General features: G+C 72.2%; 16 protein-coding genes. 9 read left to right on the plus strand and 7 right to left on the minus strand.

What is annotated here, in order from left to right; all coding sequences use genetic code 11:
* Positions 1-74: 74 nt before the first annotated feature.
* Both AC3WRT_RS07240 and AC3WRT_RS07245 read right to left on the minus strand, forming a co-directional pair.
* The gene (locus tag AC3WRT_RS07240) at positions 75-1,799 is read right to left on the minus strand and encodes a glycerol-3-phosphate dehydrogenase/oxidase (RefSeq protein WP_492720787.1); all 1,725 of its coding nucleotides are present in this window, start codon (positions 1,797-1,799) and stop codon (positions 75-77) included.
* Positions 1,800-1,968: 169 nt separating this feature from the next.
* Entirely contained in the window at positions 1,969-2,364 is a 396-nt protein-coding gene (locus AC3WRT_RS07245) for a hypothetical protein (RefSeq protein ID WP_492720788.1), read from the minus strand.
* Between the two features lie 316 nt (positions 2,365-2,680).
* On the opposite strand from AC3WRT_RS07245, the gene glpK reads away from it, so the two are divergent.
* Positions 2,681-4,207, plus strand: a complete 1,527-nt coding sequence (glpK, locus tag AC3WRT_RS07250; RefSeq protein ID WP_492720789.1) for a glycerol kinase GlpK — start codon at positions 2,681-2,683, stop codon at positions 4,205-4,207.
* A gap of 34 nt (positions 4,208-4,241) precedes the next feature.
* On the opposite strand, the gene tpx is transcribed toward glpK, so the two are convergent.
* Positions 4,242-4,736, minus strand: coding sequence for a thiol peroxidase (gene tpx, locus AC3WRT_RS07255; protein WP_492720790.1), 495 nt, complete (start codon positions 4,734-4,736; stop codon positions 4,242-4,244).
* 72 nt (positions 4,737-4,808) lie between these two features.
* Between tpx and AC3WRT_RS07260 the strand changes: the two genes are divergently transcribed.
* The 3 genes from AC3WRT_RS07260 to AC3WRT_RS07270 all read left to right on the plus strand — a co-directional run bounded on the left by AC3WRT_RS07260 (position 4,809) and on the right by AC3WRT_RS07270 (position 8,870).
* Positions 4,809-5,057, plus strand: a complete 249-nt coding sequence (locus AC3WRT_RS07260) for a hypothetical protein (RefSeq protein ID WP_492720791.1) — start codon at positions 4,809-4,811, stop codon at positions 5,055-5,057.
* 73 nt (positions 5,058-5,130) lie between these two features.
* Positions 5,131-7,971, plus strand: coding sequence for an alpha/beta fold hydrolase (locus tag AC3WRT_RS07265; RefSeq protein WP_492720792.1), 2,841 nt, complete (start codon positions 5,131-5,133; stop codon positions 7,969-7,971).
* Complete coding sequence (locus AC3WRT_RS07270) at positions 7,968-8,870, plus strand: DUF2705 family protein (protein WP_492720793.1); 903 nt, start codon at positions 7,968-7,970, stop codon at positions 8,868-8,870. The genes AC3WRT_RS07265 and AC3WRT_RS07270 overlap by 4 nt, the downstream gene beginning before the upstream one ends.
* 62 nt (positions 8,871-8,932) lie before the next feature.
* Here the strand turns inward: AC3WRT_RS07270 and AC3WRT_RS07275 are convergent, their stop codons facing one another.
* Positions 8,933-9,805 carry an LLM class F420-dependent oxidoreductase gene (locus AC3WRT_RS07275; RefSeq protein WP_492720794.1) on the minus strand — a complete coding sequence of 291 codons (873 nt, stop codon included), beginning with the start codon at positions 9,803-9,805 and terminating at the stop codon, positions 8,933-8,935.
* Between the two features lie 84 nt (positions 9,806-9,889).
* Between AC3WRT_RS07275 and AC3WRT_RS07280 the strand changes: the two genes are divergently transcribed.
* Positions 9,890-10,330, plus strand: coding sequence for an SRPBCC family protein (locus tag AC3WRT_RS07280; protein WP_492720795.1), 441 nt, complete (start codon positions 9,890-9,892; stop codon positions 10,328-10,330).
* On the opposite strand, the gene AC3WRT_RS07285 is transcribed toward AC3WRT_RS07280, so the two are convergent.
* Positions 10,305-10,838, minus strand: coding sequence for a phosphoribosyltransferase (locus tag AC3WRT_RS07285; protein ID WP_492720796.1), 534 nt, complete (start codon positions 10,836-10,838; stop codon positions 10,305-10,307). The genes AC3WRT_RS07280 and AC3WRT_RS07285 overlap by 26 nt on opposite strands.
* 132 nt (positions 10,839-10,970) lie before the next feature.
* Between AC3WRT_RS07285 and AC3WRT_RS07290 the strand changes: the two genes are divergently transcribed.
* Complete coding sequence (locus AC3WRT_RS07290; protein WP_492720847.1) at positions 10,971-12,116, plus strand: aminotransferase class I/II-fold pyridoxal phosphate-dependent enzyme; 1,146 nt, start codon at positions 10,971-10,973, stop codon at positions 12,114-12,116.
* A 61-nt stretch (positions 12,117-12,177) separates the two neighbouring features.
* On the opposite strand, the gene AC3WRT_RS07295 is transcribed toward AC3WRT_RS07290, so the two are convergent.
* Together AC3WRT_RS07295 and AC3WRT_RS07300 are read right to left on the minus strand one after the other, a co-directional pair.
* Complete coding sequence (locus tag AC3WRT_RS07295) at positions 12,178-12,525, minus strand: hypothetical protein (RefSeq protein WP_492720797.1); 348 nt, start codon at positions 12,523-12,525, stop codon at positions 12,178-12,180.
* Positions 12,526-12,667: 142 nt separating this feature from the next.
* Positions 12,668-13,996, minus strand: coding sequence for an MFS transporter (locus tag AC3WRT_RS07300; RefSeq protein ID WP_492720798.1), 1,329 nt, complete (start codon positions 13,994-13,996; stop codon positions 12,668-12,670).
* 130 nt (positions 13,997-14,126) lie between these two features.
* Between AC3WRT_RS07300 and AC3WRT_RS07305 the strand changes: the two genes are divergently transcribed.
* From AC3WRT_RS07305 to bluB, 3 genes are read left to right on the plus strand one after another with little or no spacing between them, the layout of a single operon-like run.
* Complete coding sequence (locus tag AC3WRT_RS07305) at positions 14,127-14,639, plus strand: MarR family winged helix-turn-helix transcriptional regulator (protein ID WP_492720799.1); 513 nt, start codon at positions 14,127-14,129, stop codon at positions 14,637-14,639.
* A gap of 34 nt (positions 14,640-14,673) precedes the next feature.
* Entirely contained in the window at positions 14,674-15,525 is an 852-nt protein-coding gene (locus tag AC3WRT_RS07310) for an SDR family NAD(P)-dependent oxidoreductase (RefSeq protein WP_492720800.1), read from the plus strand.
* A 19-nt stretch (positions 15,526-15,544) separates the two neighbouring features.
* Positions 15,545-17,224: a 5,6-dimethylbenzimidazole synthase gene (gene bluB / locus AC3WRT_RS07315; RefSeq protein ID WP_492720801.1), complete on the plus strand. Its 1,680-nt coding sequence runs from the start codon at positions 15,545-15,547 to the stop codon at positions 17,222-17,224.
* The last annotated feature ends 30 nt before the right edge of the window (positions 17,225-17,254 follow it).

A 17,254-nucleotide genomic window follows, 5' to 3' on the forward strand; every position in this document is an offset into this window, starting at 1 on the left:
AATGCAGCCGGACCAGGGAGCCCTTGTCGAGGCTTCCGGCGGCCGTGAGGGCCGAGATGTGACCCGCGAAGCGGTCAGGCGAGCTCGTTCGCGCGGCTCACCGGGATGCGACGCGCGTCCGGGGCGCTGAGGCGCTCGGCGTTGGCCTCCGAGTCGGCGAGCTCCTTCTGGGAGTCGAGCTCCGCCTGCACTCGGGCGAGGTAGCCCGACACCTCCGCCTCCACCCGTTCGGCGTCCCAGCCGAGCACGGGCGCAACGACCTCGGCGACGGCGCGGGCGCTGTCGACGCCACGGCTCGGCGTCTCGATGGAGATGCGGGTGCGCCGCGCCAGGACGTCGTCGAGGTGCAGCGCGCCCTCGTGCGTGGCGGCATACAACGCCTCGACGGTGAGGTACTCCTCGGCGCCCGGCAACGGCTCGTAGAGGGAGCGGTCGGCCTCGGCGAGGGCGAAGAGCTCGTGGACGAGCGATCCGTAGCGCTCGAGCAGATGGGTGATGCGCCACACCGGCAGGCCCTGGTGGCGGGCCAGCCGGTCGATCTGGTTGACCAGTGCCACGTAGCCCTCGGCTCCCGAGAGCGGGATGAACTCGGTGACGCTGTCGGAGACGTCGCCGCCGATGTCCTGGCGTGCGGCGTCGACGGCGTCGGCTGCCATGACGCGGTAGGTGGTGTACTTCCCGCCGGCGATGGAGATGAGCCCGGGCTGGGGACGGGCGACCGCGTGCTCGCGCGAGAGCTGGCTGGTGTCCTCGCTCTCGCCGGACAGCAGGGGCCGCAACCCCGCGTAGACGCCCTGGATGTCGTCGTGCGTGAGCGGCACCTTGAGCACGGAGTTGACGTGCTCGAGGAGGTAGTCGATGTCGGCGCGGGTGGCGGCCGGGTGCGCGAGGTCGAGCTCCCAGTCGGTGTCGGTCGTGCCGATGATCCAGTGGGTGCCCCACGGGATGACGAAGAGGACGGACTTCTCGGTGCGCAGGATGAGCCCGGTCTCGGAGTTGATCCGGTCGCGGGGCACGACGATGTGCACGCCCTTGCTCGCGCGCACGTGGAAGCGGCCGCGACCGCCCGCCATCGTCTGGATGTCGTCGGTCCAGACACCGGTGCAGTTGATGACGACGGATGCCCTGACCTCGGTGCGCTCGCCGGTCTCGACGTCCTCGACGAGCGCACCGACGACGCGCTCGCCCGCGCGGAGCAGCTCGACGACGCGCGCGGAGGCCACGACCGTGGCGCCGTATGCCGCCGCGGTGCGGACCGTGGTCAGCGTGTGCCGGGCGTCGTCAGCCTGGGCGTCGTAGTAGAGCAGCGCGCCGGTGAGCGCCTCCCGCCTGAGGGCCGGGGCGAGCTTGAGGGCGCCGGTGCGGGTCAGCTGCTTGTGCCGTGGCACGGAGCGGGCGCCGCCCATGGTGTCGTAGAGGGTGAGACCCGCCGAGACGTAGGGGCGCTCCCAGCCTCGACCCGTGAGCGGGTAGAGGAACGAGACGGGCTTGACCAGGTGCGGGGCGATGCGGCTGAGCATGAGCTCGCGCTCCTTGAGCGCCTCGCGGACGAGGTCGAAGTTCATCTGCTCGAGGTAGCGCAGCCCGCCGTGGAAGAGCTTCGAGGAGCGGGAGGAGGTGCCCGACCCGAAGTCGCGCTGCTCGACGAGGGCGGTCGAGAGGCCACGGGTCGCGGCGTCGAGGGCCGCGCCGGCGCCGGTCACGCCACCGCCGACCACGAGCACGTCGAACTGCTTGGTGGCCAAGCGCTTCGACGCCCGCGCCCGGTACTCCGTGTCCAGCCGAACTGGGCTCGTCATCGCTTCCCCTCCACGTCGCTGCCGAGACCGCCACTCTAACGATCGGTCCGGCCGTTAGCAGGGGCGTCCCGTCCGGCGAGCCCGGTACCAGCTGACTGTGGAGCGCTCGTAGACCACCGCGTGCGGTTGCTCTGCCTACTACCCTCGACCGATGCCGGGGTGACGTCACTCAGAAGGGCGGCGGCTCGGGATCGGTCGACGGACGGGGCGCCCGCGACTCGGGTGCAGGCGATGGAGGTGAATGGGACTCGGGCGACGGGGGATCGGGAAGTGTCTCGGCGATCGCTGGCGTGTTGCGCACGCCGTCGAGCCAGTCGCGAGGGTGGGTGTCGTAGATGCGAGCCAACGCCTCGAGGCCGACGGCGTCGAGGACGGCCTTGCAGCGCTCGACCGACGCGATGACCCGCAGCTCGGCGTCGGCCTGCGCCTCGAGGTCGGACAGCGCCTCGGACAGTGCCTCGTCCGGTGCGGTGCGAGACAGGTCATCGGCGGCCGCCTCGAGCAGCTCGCTGACGAGGGCCGGCATCACGTGGGTCAGCAGGGACTCGGCCACGTGCTTGCGCACGGTGCGCTGAAGGATCGGCAGCTCACGCCGCCGAACGGGCTCGCGTCCCTCTCGCTCTCGACCGGCAGAGCCCCGCCAGGTGGTCGAGGTCGACGACGGCGTCATCCTGCGGGGCAGCGTCGGACCAAGGGTGGGTCCTCACGGCCAGCGCGTCGTCCATACCCACGTAGAACGCTTGTTCGATACCCCGGTCAAGCCTTGCGGACAACCAATCCCATTGTGCTGCAAAGCAACCAGCGATGCGCCGGCGAGCCCACCGACGCGCGCCGCGTCGTGCACGGGTGACGCCCGGACGGCGCGACGGTACGGTCTCGTCATGCCGACGCAGCAGCAAGGCCATGTCGTGTCCATCGACCAGGGGACGACGAGCACCCGCGCCATGGTGTTCGACCGCAGCGGCCGCGTCGTGGCCGTCGACCAGCTCGAGCACCGGCAGGTGTTCCCGCGTGCCGGGTGGGTCGAGCACGACCCCATGGAGATCTGGCAGAACACCCGGGCGGTCGTCGGCGGCGCCCTCGGCAAGGCCAACCTCAACGCCACGCACATCGCAGCGGTGGGCATCACGAACCAGCGCGAGACGACCGTCGTGTGGGACCGGGTGACGGGTCGGCCGGTTCACAACGCGATCGTCTGGCAGGACACGCGCACCCAGGCGATCTGCGACGCCCTGGCCCACGACGGGGGGACCGAGCGCTTCAAGGACGTCACAGGGCTGCCGCTGGCGACGTACTTCGCAGGCCCCAAGGCGCGCTGGATCCTCGACCACGTCGAGGGTGCCCGCGAGCGCGCAGAGGCAGGCGAGCTCCTCTTCGGCACCGTCGACACCTGGCTGCTCTGGAACCTCACGGGCGGGGCGGCCGACGGCGGCGTTCACGTCACCGACGTCACGAACGCCTCACGCACCCTGCTGATGGACCTGCGCACCCTCGACTGGGACGCCTCCATCGCCGAGGCCATCGGTGTGCCGCTCGCGATGCTCCCCGAGATTCGGTCGTCGTCGGAGGTCTACGGCACGTGCCAGCCCGGCATCCTCATCGACGTCCCCGTCGCGGGCATCCTGGGCGACCAGCAGGCCGCCACGTTCGGCCAGGCCTGCCTCGAGGTCGGCACGGCGAAGAACACCTACGGCACCGGCAACTTCATGCTCCTCAACACCGGCGAAGAGATCGTCGCCTCGAAGAACGGCCTGCTGACGACCGTCTGCTACCAGCTCGGTGACGCCAAGCCGGTCTATGCCCTTGAGGGCTCCATCGCCGTCACCGGCTCCCTCGTCCAGTGGCTGCGCGACAACCTCGGCCTGATCAAGGACGCCAAGGAGGTGGAGACGCTCGCCGCCACCGTCGAGGACAACGGCGGCGCCTACTTCGTGCCAGCGTTCTCGGGCCTCTTCGCGCCGCACTGGCGGCCCGACGCGCGCGGCGCGCTCGTCGGTCTGACGCGCTACGTCAACAAGGGCCACATCGCCCGGGCAGCCTTGGAGGCCACGGCATTCCAGACCCGCGAGGTGCTCGAGGCGATGGACGCCGACTCCGGAGTGCCGCTCACTGAGCTGCGGGTCGACGGCGGGATGGTCGTCAACGAGACCCTCATGCAGTTCCAGGCCGACCTGCTCGGCGTCGACGTCGTGCGCCCCGTCGTGGCCGAGACGACGGCCCTAGGCGCGGCATATGCGGCCGGCCTCGCCGTCGGCTACTGGGAGAGCACCGACGACATCTGCGACAACTGGGGCGAGGACCGCCGGTGGAGCCCGCAGCTCGACGAGCACGAGCGCGAGCGCCTCTTCCGCACGTGGAAGAAGGCGGTCCAGCGCACCCTCGACTGGGTCGACGACGACACGCCGTGACCGGCGGCCAGCCGCCGCGCGAGGGGCTCGACGATCAGCCCAGCGCGGCGATCGCGGCGTCGTAGTCCGGCTCCTGGGCAATGGCCGGGACCAGCTCGGTGTGCAGGACGGTGCCGTCGGCGCCGATGACGACGACCGCGCGGGCGAGCAGCCCGGCGAAGCCGCCGTCCTCCATCCGCACGCCGTAGTCGTAGCCGAACCCGGATCGGAACGACGAGGCGACGACGACGTTCTCGACGCCCTCGGCGCCGCAGAAGCGGTTCAGCGCGAACGGCAGGTCGGCAGAGACGCAGACGACCGTGGTGTTCTCGAGGCCGACAGCGAGCTCGTTGAAGCGCCGGACGCTCGCGGCGCAGACGCCCGTGTCGACGCTCGGGAAGATGTTGAGCACCACGCGCTTGCCGGCGGGCAGGGTCACGTCGTCGCGCAGGTCGGTGCCGGTCAGGGTGTACGCCGGGGCGGGGGAGCCCACGGCCGGCAGGTCGCCGATGGTGCGGACGCGGGTGTCTCCGAGGAAGGTGGTGGCCATGGACGTATCTAACACGGGCCGCCGCGCCAGCCTCGACACGGGCGCCGGCAGCCGGAGCCGTAGGTTTGCGGCATGAGCGAGTCGCCGGACCCTGCAGCGCGTTCGCGCTTCGTCATCAACCTCGTCGGGGTGGTCGGCATCGTCTTCGGCGTGCTGCCGATCGTGCGCTACCTGCTCGACCTGTCGCTCTTCCAGTTCAGCACCGCCCCCTACGAGTGGCTGGGCCTCGAGGGTGCCGCGCGCTTCCTGCCCCCCGGCTTGGTGCTCGTCGTATGCATCGTCGTGGCCTACGTGCTCGAGCAGCGGCTCACCCGCGACTGACCGGCGGTCCGCAGCCGCCCAGGGCTGGACGCTCGATGACGGTCCCACCGAGGCCGCGTGATGTGATGTGGGCATGTCGGTCCGGGCACCCCTCCTCGCCGCGCTCGTCCTCGGGTCGAGCCTGACGCTGGCGCCCGCCCCGGCCGCCCTCGCGGCGCAGGAGGTCGCGACGGCGGCCCCCGCCGCCTCTGCGACCGATGCCGTCACACCGCAGGCCACCACGGTCCCGGTCGGGCCCGAGCCGGACGGCACGCCGGTGGGCCTCGACGTCTCGGTCTGGCCGCAGGCGAGCGGCAAGCACCCCGTCGTCCTGCTCGCCCACGGCTTCGGCGGCACCAAGGACTCGGTGACGAGCCAGGCGAACGACCTGCACGGGCGCGGCTACGTCGTCATCGCGTGGAGCGCACGCGGGCACGGCCAGTCCGGTGGCCGGATCCACCTCAACGACCCCGCCTACGAGATCGCCGACGCCAGAAAGCTGCTCGACCTCGCGGCCAAGCGCCCGGACGTCGAGCTCGACGCCCCGGGAGACCCTCGCGCAGGTGTCATGGGCGCCTCCTACGGCGGCGCGCTGGGCCTGATGCTGGCCGGGGCGGACCGGCGCGTCGACGGCGTGGTGTCCGCCATCACCTGGAACGACCTCGCCGACGCCTTCTTCCCGCAGGCCGCGCTGACCAAGCCCGCGACCACGGCCGCGGGACGCTCCCCGATCAACGTCGCCGGACCCTTCAAGCAGGTCTGGGCGACCAACTTCTTCCTCTCGGCGCTGCGCGGAGGTGGCGGCCAGGACGCGGGGCCTGGCGCTGCCGGCTGCGGTCGCTTCGACCCGACGATCTGCCGCCTCTTCGTCCAGGCCTCCGAAACCGGCGCCGCGACGCCGGAGCTCACGGCGCTGCTGCACGCCCACAGTCCCGAGCCGACGATGAACGCGGTGACTGCGCCGACCTTCCTCGTCCAGGGCATCGGCGACTCCCTCTTCGGGCTCGACCAGGCCGACGCCAACGCGTCGGCGCTCGCCGTCACCGGCACGCCGTATGCCGTCCGGTGGAGCGACGGTGGCCACGACGCCGCCAGCACGCACGAGGCGGAGGAGATGGAGGCGTCCTACACCTGGCTCGACCACTACGTCCGCGACAAGGCACCTCGCGGGTCGGCCCTTCCCACGGCGGCTTTCACGTTCGGCACGCCGGCCGGCCGCCAGGGTCAGCCGACGACGCTCCACAGCCTGACGGCATACCCGGGCCTGTCGGGGTCCCCGCTCCAGACGAAGGAGCTGCCGCTCGCGACCGACTCGGGGGTGCTGGTGCACCCGCCGGGCGGGCAGCCCGCATCGCTCATCGCCGTGCCCGGTCTCGCGGCCCTCGGGGTCAATCTCTCGACCTACCAGATTGCAGCGCTCCCGGGGCAGTCAGCGGCGCTCGACACGCAGCCCATCGCCGAGGCGACCACGGTCGTCGGCTCGCCGACGATGCGCCTCACCGTCACGTCGGACTCTCCGGACGTGACGCTCTTCGCGTCGGTGTGGCGCGTCACCGGCGGCTCGGTGACGCTGACCAACCCGCTCGTGGCACCGGTGCTGCTCTCCGTGACGCCGGGCCGGCCCACCCCCGTGACGATCTCGCTCCCGGCCGCCACCTACGACCTGCCCGCCGGCACGCGATGGCGCGTGCTGCTGACGAGCACCGAGTCGACCTACTCCAACTCACGCACGCCGAGCGTCGTCCGGATCTCCGGGGCGAGCACGCTCACCCTGCCCGTGGCCGCCGGCGCTGCGGTCGACGGCACTGTCGCCGGTGGCCTCGACACCGAGACGCTCCTCGCGTCGTCCGCCCTCGCGCTCCTGCTGCTCGCGGCGCTCGCCGGCTGGTTCGTGCGGCGCCAGCGCCGTCGCCACCTGCCGGCGCGTCCCGACGTCGCGGACATCCCCCTCGTCGTCGAGGGCCTCGTCAAGACGTACGCCGACGGTCACCGCGCCGTCGACAACGTGACCTGGCGCGCCGAGAAGGGCCAGGTGGTGGGGCTGCTCGGCCCCAACGGCGCCGGCAAGACGACGACGATGCGCATGGTCATGGGCCTCATCTCCTCAGACGCCGGCAGCGTCCACGTGCTCGGCGAGCCGGTCACGGCCGGCTCGCGGGTGCTGGCACGAGTCGGGGCCCTGATCGAGGGGCCTGGCTTCCTGCCGCACCTGACCGGACGCCAGAACCTCGAGGCCTACTGGTCGGCCACGGGCCGAGCGCCTGAGGACGCCCACTTCGACGAAGCGCTCGACGTCGCTGCCCTCGGCGGCGCGGTCGACCGACCCGTCAAGTCCTACAGCCACGGCATGAAGCAGCGCCTCGGCATCGCGCAGGCCATGCTCGGCCTGCCGGAGCTGCTCATCCTCGACGAGCCCACCAACGGCCTCGACCCTCCCCAGATCGCGGCGATGCGCCCGATCCTGCGCCGCTACGCCGAGACCGGGCGCACCGTCGTCGTCTCGAGCCACCTGCTGGCCGAGGTCGAGATGACGTGCACCCACGTCGTCGTCATGCACGCCGGCCGGGTCATCACCCAGGGCCCTGTCGCCGAGCTCGTCGACAGCGACGACACGACGGTCCTCGACCTGCCCGAGCACGTCGACCACCACGTTCTCAGCGCCGGGGTGCACGCCCTCGAGGCTGCGGACGGCGTCACCGAGGTGCGGGTCGACACCCCGACCCGGATCGTCGTCGTGGCCGACCGGGGGCGCGCCGAGGTGGTCGCGGCCGCCGTCACGGCGGGGCTGCCCGTCGTCGGCGTCAGCGGCCGCCGCCACCTCGAGGAGGTCTTCCTCGGAGTCATCTCGTCGGCCAGTGCCCCCGCCGGTGCCGGCGAGCCCGGAGACGAGGGCGCCTCCCTCGTCGAGCGACTGAGGCAGGTGAGGGCGCGATGAGCGACAAGCCCGGAGACGCGCTGCTCGAGGCCATCTCGCCCGCTGCAGCCCACGGAGGCACCGATGTCGAGCAGGTGCGCGACCCGCTGTCGTGGCGAGCCGAGCTGCGCCGGCAGTGGGGACGACGGCGTACGACGTGGGCCTTCGGCCTGCTGCTCGCCCTCCCGCTGATCCTCGTCGGGGCGTTTGCCTTCGGGCAGCGCTCCAGCAACAGCCGCGGAGGGGCCTCGACCCGGATCTTCGACCTCGCCCAGAGCGGCGCGGCGAACTTCAGCCTCGTGCTCGTCTTCCTCGCCTCCGAGCTGCTCCTCGTGCTGCTCGCCGCCCTCTTCTGCGGCGACGCCGTGCCGGCGGAGGCGTCCTGGTCGTCGCTGCGATACCTGCTCATCGCACCGGTGCAGCGGGCGCGCCTGCTGACGAGCAAGCTCGTGATCGGCGTCGCCTCGACGCTGCTCGCCACCGTGCTCCTGCCCGCGTGGGGTCTGCTCGTCGGCGGCATCGCCTACGGCTGGGACCCGCTGACCAACCCGCTGGGCGAGAACCTGAGCTGGGGCCAGTTCCTTCCCCGGCTGGCGCTGGCGATGGCCTACATCTTCGTGACGCTGCTGCCCATCGCCGCCATCGCCTTCTGGATCGGCACGCGTTCGGACGCCCCGCTCGCCGCGGTCGGCGGCGCCGTGCTCGTCAGCATCCTGTTCAACATCCTCGACCAGCTTGACGCGCTCGACCCCTACCGCAACGCCTTCCCGGGGCACTACTCACGGGCCTGGCAGGACGCCCTCGCCGTCTCGCCCGACTGGACCGACCTGCTCCACGGCTCGCTGTGGTCGCTCGTCTGGGCGGTCGCCTTCACCATGCTGGCCTACCGCCGCTTCCGCCGTGTCGACATCCTCAGCTGAGCCCTACCCGTACGCCGTCGTCGGCTGAGCCAGCGGCGGGGCGGTGGCGCCGAGGCCGCGGGTCAGAACTTCGCGGCCTCGGGGATGATCCGCTCGCCGATGAGCTCGAGCCAGTCCGTACGAGAGCCGTCCTCCGCGCGCATGTGCATGTGAGTCACTCCGAGGCCGGCGAGGTCACGCAGGTGCTCGAGGGTGGCGTCGACGTTCTCGCCGTTCGGCCCCGGCTCGACCGGCCCCATGACGGTCTTCTGGATCTCGTCGTAGTCGCGGCCCAGCGTCTCGCAGTGCCCGCGGAGCACGTCGAGCTTGTGCGCGAGGTCGGGGCTGTCGAACAGGTTGCAGGCCTGGGCGTACTGGGCGACCATCCGCAGCGTCTTCTTCTCCCCGCCGCCACCGATGAGGATCGGCGGGTGCGGACGCTGCACCGACTGCGGCGAGTTGAGGGTGCGGCCGAGCCGGTAGTGCTTCCCGGCATACGGCTCCTCGCTGTCGCTCCACATCTGCAGGCAGATCTGCAGCGTCTCCTCGAGGCGCTCGAACCGCTCGGCCGTGCCCGGGAAGGGCAGGCCGAGACCGACGCACTCCTCCTCGTTCCAGGCGGCGCCGATGCCGAGCATGGCGCGACCCTTCGAGAGCACGTCGAGGGTCGTGACCTCCTTCGCCAGCAGACCCGGCTCGCGGTAGACCGTCGCCGTGACCCAGGCGAGGAGCTGGACGCGCTCCGTCACGGCGGCGAGGAAGCCGAGGGCGGTGTACGCCTCGAGCATCTCGTGCTCCTTCGGCCCGACCGGCCCGATCTGCCAGACGTGGTCCATGACGGAGAGCTTGGTGAAGCCGACGTCCTCCGCGGTCCGCGCGGTGCGGACCAGGTCGTCGACGAAGGTGGCGGAGCCGCCGCTCCACGTGAAGTTGGCGAGGTGCAGTCCGAGGTCCATGCCATGCACAGTACGTCCGCTTGCTGGGGACGTCCGGTGCGAGAGAATCACCGGATCAGGGACCAGGCGGTGAGGAGGCAGGCGATGGCGGTCGACGTGCAGGTCGCGACGGTCATCGCGAGGCCCGTGGGCGAGGTCGCCGCGTATGCCGGCGACCCGTCCCATGCGCCCGAGTGGTACTCCAACATCGAGTCGGTCGACTGGCAGACGCCACCGCCGATGAGAGTGGGGAGCCGGCTCGCGTTCGTCGCGCGGTTCCTCGGGCGACGGATCGAGTACGTCTACGAGATCGTCGAGCTCGTCCCCGGCACTCGGCTCGTCATGCAGACGGACGGCAAGCCCTTCCCGATGCGGACGACGTACGAGTGGGAGACCGCCGACGGGGGCGCCACCCGGATGGTGCTGCGCAACAACGGCAAGCCCAGCGGGTTCGCGGCCATCGGTGCGAGACCGATGGCGGCGGCGATGCGAAGTGCCATGACGAAGGACCTCGCCCGGATCAGGACGATCCTGGAGTCGCGGTGACCTGGGAACCGGAGACCGGCGGCTGCGCCGACCACGGGAAGACGATCCACAGGTCGGTCTGGCGCCACACGTAGTCCGGCGTCACGACCGAGCGCGGCTTGCCGTACAGCACCGCGCTCCGCGCCTCGGCGCCGTGCCGCTGCAGCAGTTCGAGCACCAGCGCCAGCGTCCGGCCGGAGTCCGCGACGTCGTCGACGACGAGGACGCGGCGGCCCCTCAGGCTGTCGGTGTCGAGATGCGGTGCCAGCAGCACCGGGTCGGGCAGGGTCTGCTCGACATCGGTGTAGAACTCGACGTTGATGGCGTCGGTGAGCTTGACGCCGAGCGCATAGGACAGGCCCCCGCCGGGAATCAGGCCACCGCGGGCGACGGCCACGAGCACCTCCGGCCGGAAGCTCGAGTCGGCGACCAGCTGGGCGAGCTCCCGCACGGCGGTGCCGTAGCCGTCCCAGGTCAACACCTCCTTGTCGACGAGCTCCGAGGCGTCTGCGTGGTGGGCTGTCGTCATGAGGCCGAGGTTAGCGAGGCGCGGTGAACGGCGTGTTCCGGGTGTCGAGGTCTGCGGCAGACTGGCCGCGTGACCTCCTCGACCCGACCGCTCCACCCCTCCCGGCGCTCGCAGGTGGCGCCCTTCCAGGTCATGGACGTGCTCGACCGCGTGGCCGTGCTGCGGGCCGAGGGGCGCGACGTCGTCTCACTGTGTGCGGGGGAGCCCTCGGGTGGCGCGCCCACCCTCGTGTCGGAGGCGGCCGCCCGCCCCCACGGCTCCGGCCGCGCCCTGACGTACACCTCGGCCCTCGGCATCCGGGAGCTGCGCGCCGAGATCGCCGCCCACTACGGCCGCTGGTACGACCTGGACGTCGACCCGGCCCGGGTGGCCATCACGACCGGATCGTCCGGTGCCTTTGTCCTCGCCTTCCTCGCCGCCTTCGAGGTGGGCGACCGCGTGGCCCTCGCCCGCCCCGGCTACCCCGCCTACCGCAACATCCTCGGCTCGCTCGGCTGCGAGGTCGTCGAGATCGACTGCGGCCCGGAGTCACGCTTCCAGCCGACGCCCGACCTGCTCGACGCCGCCCAGGCCGACGGGCCGCTCGCCGGGCTCATCGTCGCCTCCCCCGCCAACCCGACCGGCACCATGGTCGACCGGGCCGAGCTGACCGCGATCACCGACTGGTGCGCCGCCCACGGTGTGCGCCTCGTCAGCGACGAGATCTACCACGGCGTCACCTATCCCGAACCCGGTGCGGCCGACCCTCGCGGCGTGTGCGCGTGGGAGCTCGGCGACACCTCGCTCGTCATCTCCTCGTTCAGCAAGTACTGGGGCATGACGGGCTGGCGGCTCGGCTGGATGTTGCTGCCCGACGACCTCGTGCGCCCCGTCGACGCGCTCGCCGGCAACGTCGCGTTGTGCCCGCCCGCGCCGGCGCAGTATGCCGCCGTGTCGGCCTTCGCGGAGGAGTCCTACCGCGAGTGCGACGAGGCGGTCGCCGAGTTCGCACGCACCCGGAAGCTGTTGCTGGACAACGCACCTCGGCTCGGGTGGGGTGAGTCCGCACCGCCCGACGGCGCGTTCTACTACTGGGCCGACCTCGGACCGCAGCTGACCCGGTGGGCCGACTCGACGGCATACGCCAGCGCCCTGCTGGAGGAGGTGGGCGTGGCCATCACCCCCGGCGGCGACTTCGACGACCGCGCCGGCGCCCACTCGGTGCGGCTCAGCTTCGCGGCCGGCGCCACGGCGGTCGGCGAGGCGATCGAGCGGATCGAGGCGTTCAACGGGCGCTGACGCCGGCACCGAAGCCCCCAGCTGCTGGGGGCTTCGATCTGGCCTCACCTCTTCTCGGTGATCAGATGATCAGCAGTACCGCAGCCATGACCGCCCCGGCCAGGGCCAGCGTGCCGAGCACGAAGCTGACCACGGCGCCAGCGGTCCAGTAGCCGGACCGGTCGCGGATGCTTGCGCCGAGCAGGCCGAAGCCTGCGGTGAGCAGTACGCCACCGACGATCCAGCTGCCGAGGTACCACGCTGCGCTCAGTCCCGCCAGGACCCAGGTGGCCGGCGCCAGATACGTGTACGCACCCAACGCGGCGACCAGGGCTCCGATGACCATGAGCGTGTAGTCCGACGTGCGGCTGCGGAACAGTCTCGGAAGACGTTCGGTCCCCACACGTTCCTTCTGAAGGAGCTGTGTCATTGACCTCACCTCCTTCCTTTTCCTACCTCCAGCATGGCTCGCCGGGCGCACTCCCGTAAGAGGCCTTGGTCCTGACTTCCTCCCCTATGAGCCAGGCCCAGCCACCGCACAGGTGGCTGGGCCTGGCCTGGAGCGGTGCAGGTCAGGCGACGACGACCGACGCCTGGGCAGGCCCCGGCGCAGCCGACCCCACGGCGACGTCCGAGCCCGCTGCGGTCGTGGCTTCCTGACGCTCGTCGACACGCTCGTCGACACGCTCGTCGACACGGCGGGTACGCAGCGCGGTCCGCAGGCGCCAGGCGCCGTAGACGGCGACGAGGCTGATGACGATGTGCAGGCCGAGGAAGCCGGGAGCCAGACCCAGGCCGAGCAGGGCGCCCGCGACGAGCGGCCCGACGGCCGAGAAGGTCGTCTGGATCGCCGTGAAGGTGCCGAGCGTCGTGCCGACCAGCCCGCGAGGAGCGAGGCTCGCGGTGAGCGGGTTGAGCACCGGGGCGTACATCGTCTCGCCGACGGCGAAGATGCCGAAGGTCGTGACGAAGAGCGCCGAGGCGACCTCGGGCGTCAGCTGGGCGACCGAGAGGACGACCCATGAAAGCACCCAGATCATGCCGACGACCATGAGCAGGCTGGCGGCGTTGCGCCTCGCGGTGAGGCGCACGACGACGACTTGCAGGGCGACGATGACGGCGCAGTTCACCGCGGCGGCCAGACCGATGGCGGACTCGTGGACGTCGAGGACGGTCAGGGCGTAGGCCGGCAGGCCCGACTCGAACTGGGCGTAGAAGCCGAGCGCGAGGGCCACCGTGACGACCGCGGTCCAGCGCAGGGCGGGCACTGCGAAGATCCGGCGCAGCGCCTCAGCGGTGCCGACGCGCGCCTCGGCGCCGTCCGCGGCGAGGTCCGTGGCGACCTCCCTGGGAGCGCCCAGGCCGGCGACGTGGATGAGCACGGCGGACAGGGTGAAGCCGGCCCCCGCGGCGAGGAACGCGAACGTCATGCCGTCGGTGTTCTCCAGGTCGACGAACTGGCCGGCGACGAAGGCGCCGACGGCCATGCCGATCGACTCCGCCGTGAACTTGTAGGCGAAGACCTTGCGCCGGTCGGTGCTCCGGGCCCAGCGCAGCACGAGCACGGAGGCGGCAGGGCCGGAGGCGGTCAGGCCCAGACCGAAGACGAACATGCCGAGCAGGAAGGCCGGGGCGGACTCCGCCCAGACGAGGCTCCCGACCCCGACGGCGGCGAGCAGCTTGGCCACGACCGCCACGGCGACCGGGTCGAAGCGGTCGCTGAGGCGGCCGGCGAAGGGGGCGGCGACGAGCGCGCCGACCGAGAAGAGGGTGCTGGCCAGAGCGGCCGCGAGCGCGCCCCAACCGCGGGTGTTGGCCGCATACGCGTACTGGTAGGGCAGCACGGTGCCCCAGCCCAGCATGCCGATCGAGGACGCCAGGATGAGCAGCTTGGTGCGCACGGGTTTCACACCCTTTCTGGGGGTTGGAGGCGGACTGGGGTGTCAACGCAGCTTCGGCATCGAATATTTCGGGATCGAAGTTCGACTTCGAAACGTTAGCAGGTGCGCGCACGAGTGCGACAATGCGCCCATGGCAGCGAAGCGGCGGCGGTCCGCGCAGCAGGAGCACGCAGCGGACGTCGCGACCTACGTCGCGGCGGGCGGCGAGGAGTCGGTGCAGCGCGTCATCACGGCCGTGTACGCGGTGACGAAGAGGCTCGACCAGTGGTATGTGCGCCAGTTCGCCGACCTCGACCTCACGCAGGGGGAGTGGTCGGTGCTCGCCGCCCTCGCGCGCGCCGGCGACACCTGCCTGACGCCCACCCAGCTGGCCGACCTGTCCAACGTCGCCCCCTCCTCGATGACCCACCGTCTCGACAAGATGGCCGGCCGGGGCCTGCTCGAGCGTCGGCCCGACGAGTCCAACCGCACCCGCACGCTCGTCTCGCTCACCAAGGACGGCTGGGCGCTGTTCAGTGCGGCCGTGCGCGAGTCGAACGTCGTCGAGAGCGACACGCTGCGCGACCTGTCCGACGACGAGCGGCACGAGCTGGCCCGGCTCCTGGAGATCGTCATCGCCGGGCTCGACGAGATCGACGCCTGACCCGGCCGACCGCCACGGGCGTAGCGTCGCCCCCATGAGCCACAACGGGAAGCCGGTCGCCCTCGTCACCGGCACCTCCTCGGGCATGGGCCTGCACACGGCCGTCGAGCTGGCGCGCCGCGGGCTGACGGTCGTGGCCACGATGCGTGACCCGTCGCGCGCGACGGCGCTCACCGAGGCGGCGGCCGAGGCGGGCGCCGAGGTGGAGGTGCGAGCGCTCGACGTCACCGACCACGAGGCTTCTCGTCGGTGCGTCGAGGGCGTCCTGGCCGACCACGGCCGCATCGACGTCCTCGTCAACAACGCGGGCCGTGGCGCGGTCGCGACGGCCGAGCAGCTGACGATCGACGAGGTGCGCGACCAGCTGGAGGTCAACTACCTCGGACCTGTCGCGCTGACGAAGCTCGTCCTGCCGCACATGCGCGCAGCCGGCTCGGGGCACGTCCTGACCGTGACGAGCGTCGGTGGCGCCGTCGGGCAGCCGTTCGCCGACGCCTACTGCGGGGCGAAGTTCGCCGTCGAGGGCTTCATGCAGTCGCTCGCCGTCGTCATGCTGGCCCACGGCGTGCACGTCTCGGTCATCGAGCCGGCAGCCGTGGCCAGCGACTTCGTCGACAACGTGGCCCGTCCCGAGGCGGCCGACAGCGGCGGCGCCGACGACCCGTATGCCGCCCAGCTCGCCGCCTACCTCGCCCGCTCCGCGGGTGCCTTCGCCAACGCCCAGTCGTCGCGCGACGCCGCGGTGGCCATCGCCGACGCGGTGACCGCCACCGACTACCGCTTCCGGTGGCAGACCTCCGAGGGAGCGAGGGCCTTCGTCGGGATGTCCCTCGCCGACACCGACGGCGGCCGCGTGCTGGGCGTCACCCGGTCCTGGATCGAGTGACCGAACTAGGCTCGGGCGCGTGAGCTTCCGAAGGCCCGTCCCGACGATCGGCGACCCGTCGTCGTCTGCCGAGCGGGCGCAGGCGCCCGACGCGTGGGCCCTGCCCGACGACATCGCGTCGCTCGAGCGGGTCGTCGGGGCGCGGCGCGACATCCGCCGCTTCCGCCCCGACCCCGTGCCCGACGAGGTGCTCACCGCGGTGCTCGCTGCCGGCCACCGTGGCCCCTCCGTCGGGCACTCGCAGCCCTGGCGCTTCGTCGTCGTGACCGAGGCCGCGACCCGCGAGTCGGCCGCCCTCATGGCCGACCGCTGCCGCCTGCGCCAGGCCGCCGGCATGACCGAGGCGTCGGCCCGTGGGCTGCTGGACCTGCGCCTCGAGGGGATCCGCGAGGCACCCGTCGGCGTCGTCGTCGCCTGTGACCGCCGCACCCCGGCCGCCGGGGTGCTCGGCCGGGCCACCTTCCCCGACGCCGACCTCTGGTCGTGCGCCGCCGCCATCGAGAACCTCTGGCTCACCGCCCGCGCCCACGGGCTCGGGCTCGGCTGGGTCACCCTCTTCGAGCCGGCCGAGCTGGCCGACCTCCTCGGGCTCCCCGAGGGGGTGGAGACCCTCGGCTGGCTCTGCCTCGGCTGGCCGGACGAGCGCCCGCCGGAGCCGGGGCTCGAGCGATCCGGCTGGTCCCGGCGGCTGCCGCTCGAGCAGGTCGTCATGCGCGAGCGCTGGACCGAGCGCGACGCCCCGCCCTCGCACCTACGCGCCCCCGGGCCGGCCGCCGTCGTGGCGGCCCGCGACCGCTCCGACGACCTCCTCACCGTCCCGGGCTCGCTCGGCGTCCTCGACACCGTCCTCGACCGCATCACCGCGCTGGAGGCCGTGGACGGCCGGGGCACCCTCGTGGTCGCGGCCGCGGACCACGCCGTGACGGCATACGGCATCAGCGCCTTCGACCGGTCGGTCACCGCCGACGTGGCCCGCGCCACCCGCGAGGGCACGTCGATGGGAGCCGTCGCCGCGCGCGCGGCGGACCTCGACGTCGAGCTGATCGATGCCGGGATCGGGTGCACCGGAGGGGATCTCGTCACCACCGATGCGCTCGAGGAGACGATGTATGCCGCCCTGCTGGCGCTGGGACGCGAGCGCGGTCGCGCGCTGGCGGGCGCCGGCCCCGTCGCCCTCGGGGAGGTCGGGGTCGGCAACACCACGGTGGCGGCTGCTGTCGCCGCGGCGCTGCTCGACGTGCCCGCGGAAGACGTCGTCGGTCGGGGGTCGTCCGCCGACGCCCCGATGATCGAGCGCAAACGGGAGGTCGTCGCGAAGGCCCGCGCGCGCGTCGGACGCCTCGACGCCGTCGACGCCGCCGACGCCGTCCGCCGGCTCGGTGGCGGGGAGCTCGCCGTCCTCACGGGGGTCGTGCTCGGCGTCGCGGAGGCGGGCGGCGTGGTGGTGCTCGACGGGCTCGCGACGTCGGTGTGCGCGCTCGCCGCCGTCCGGCTCGAGCCGGCAGTCGCCGCGCACCTCGTGGCCGGCCAGCGCTCACGTGAGAAGGGCCACGCCCTCGTGCTGCGTGAGCTCGCCCTCGAGCCCCTCCTCGACCTGCGCATCAGTGCAGGTGAGGGCGTGGGTGCGGCCCTGGCGACGGGTCTCGTGAAGGACGCCCTTGCCCTGCGGGAAGGCGTAGCGCGCACTTTCCCGGTTTGAGTCCGGCGCAGATGGGCACCTATTTTGGGT

The sequence above is a fragment of the Terrabacter sp. FW104-15G4B genome (assembly GCF_058790095.1).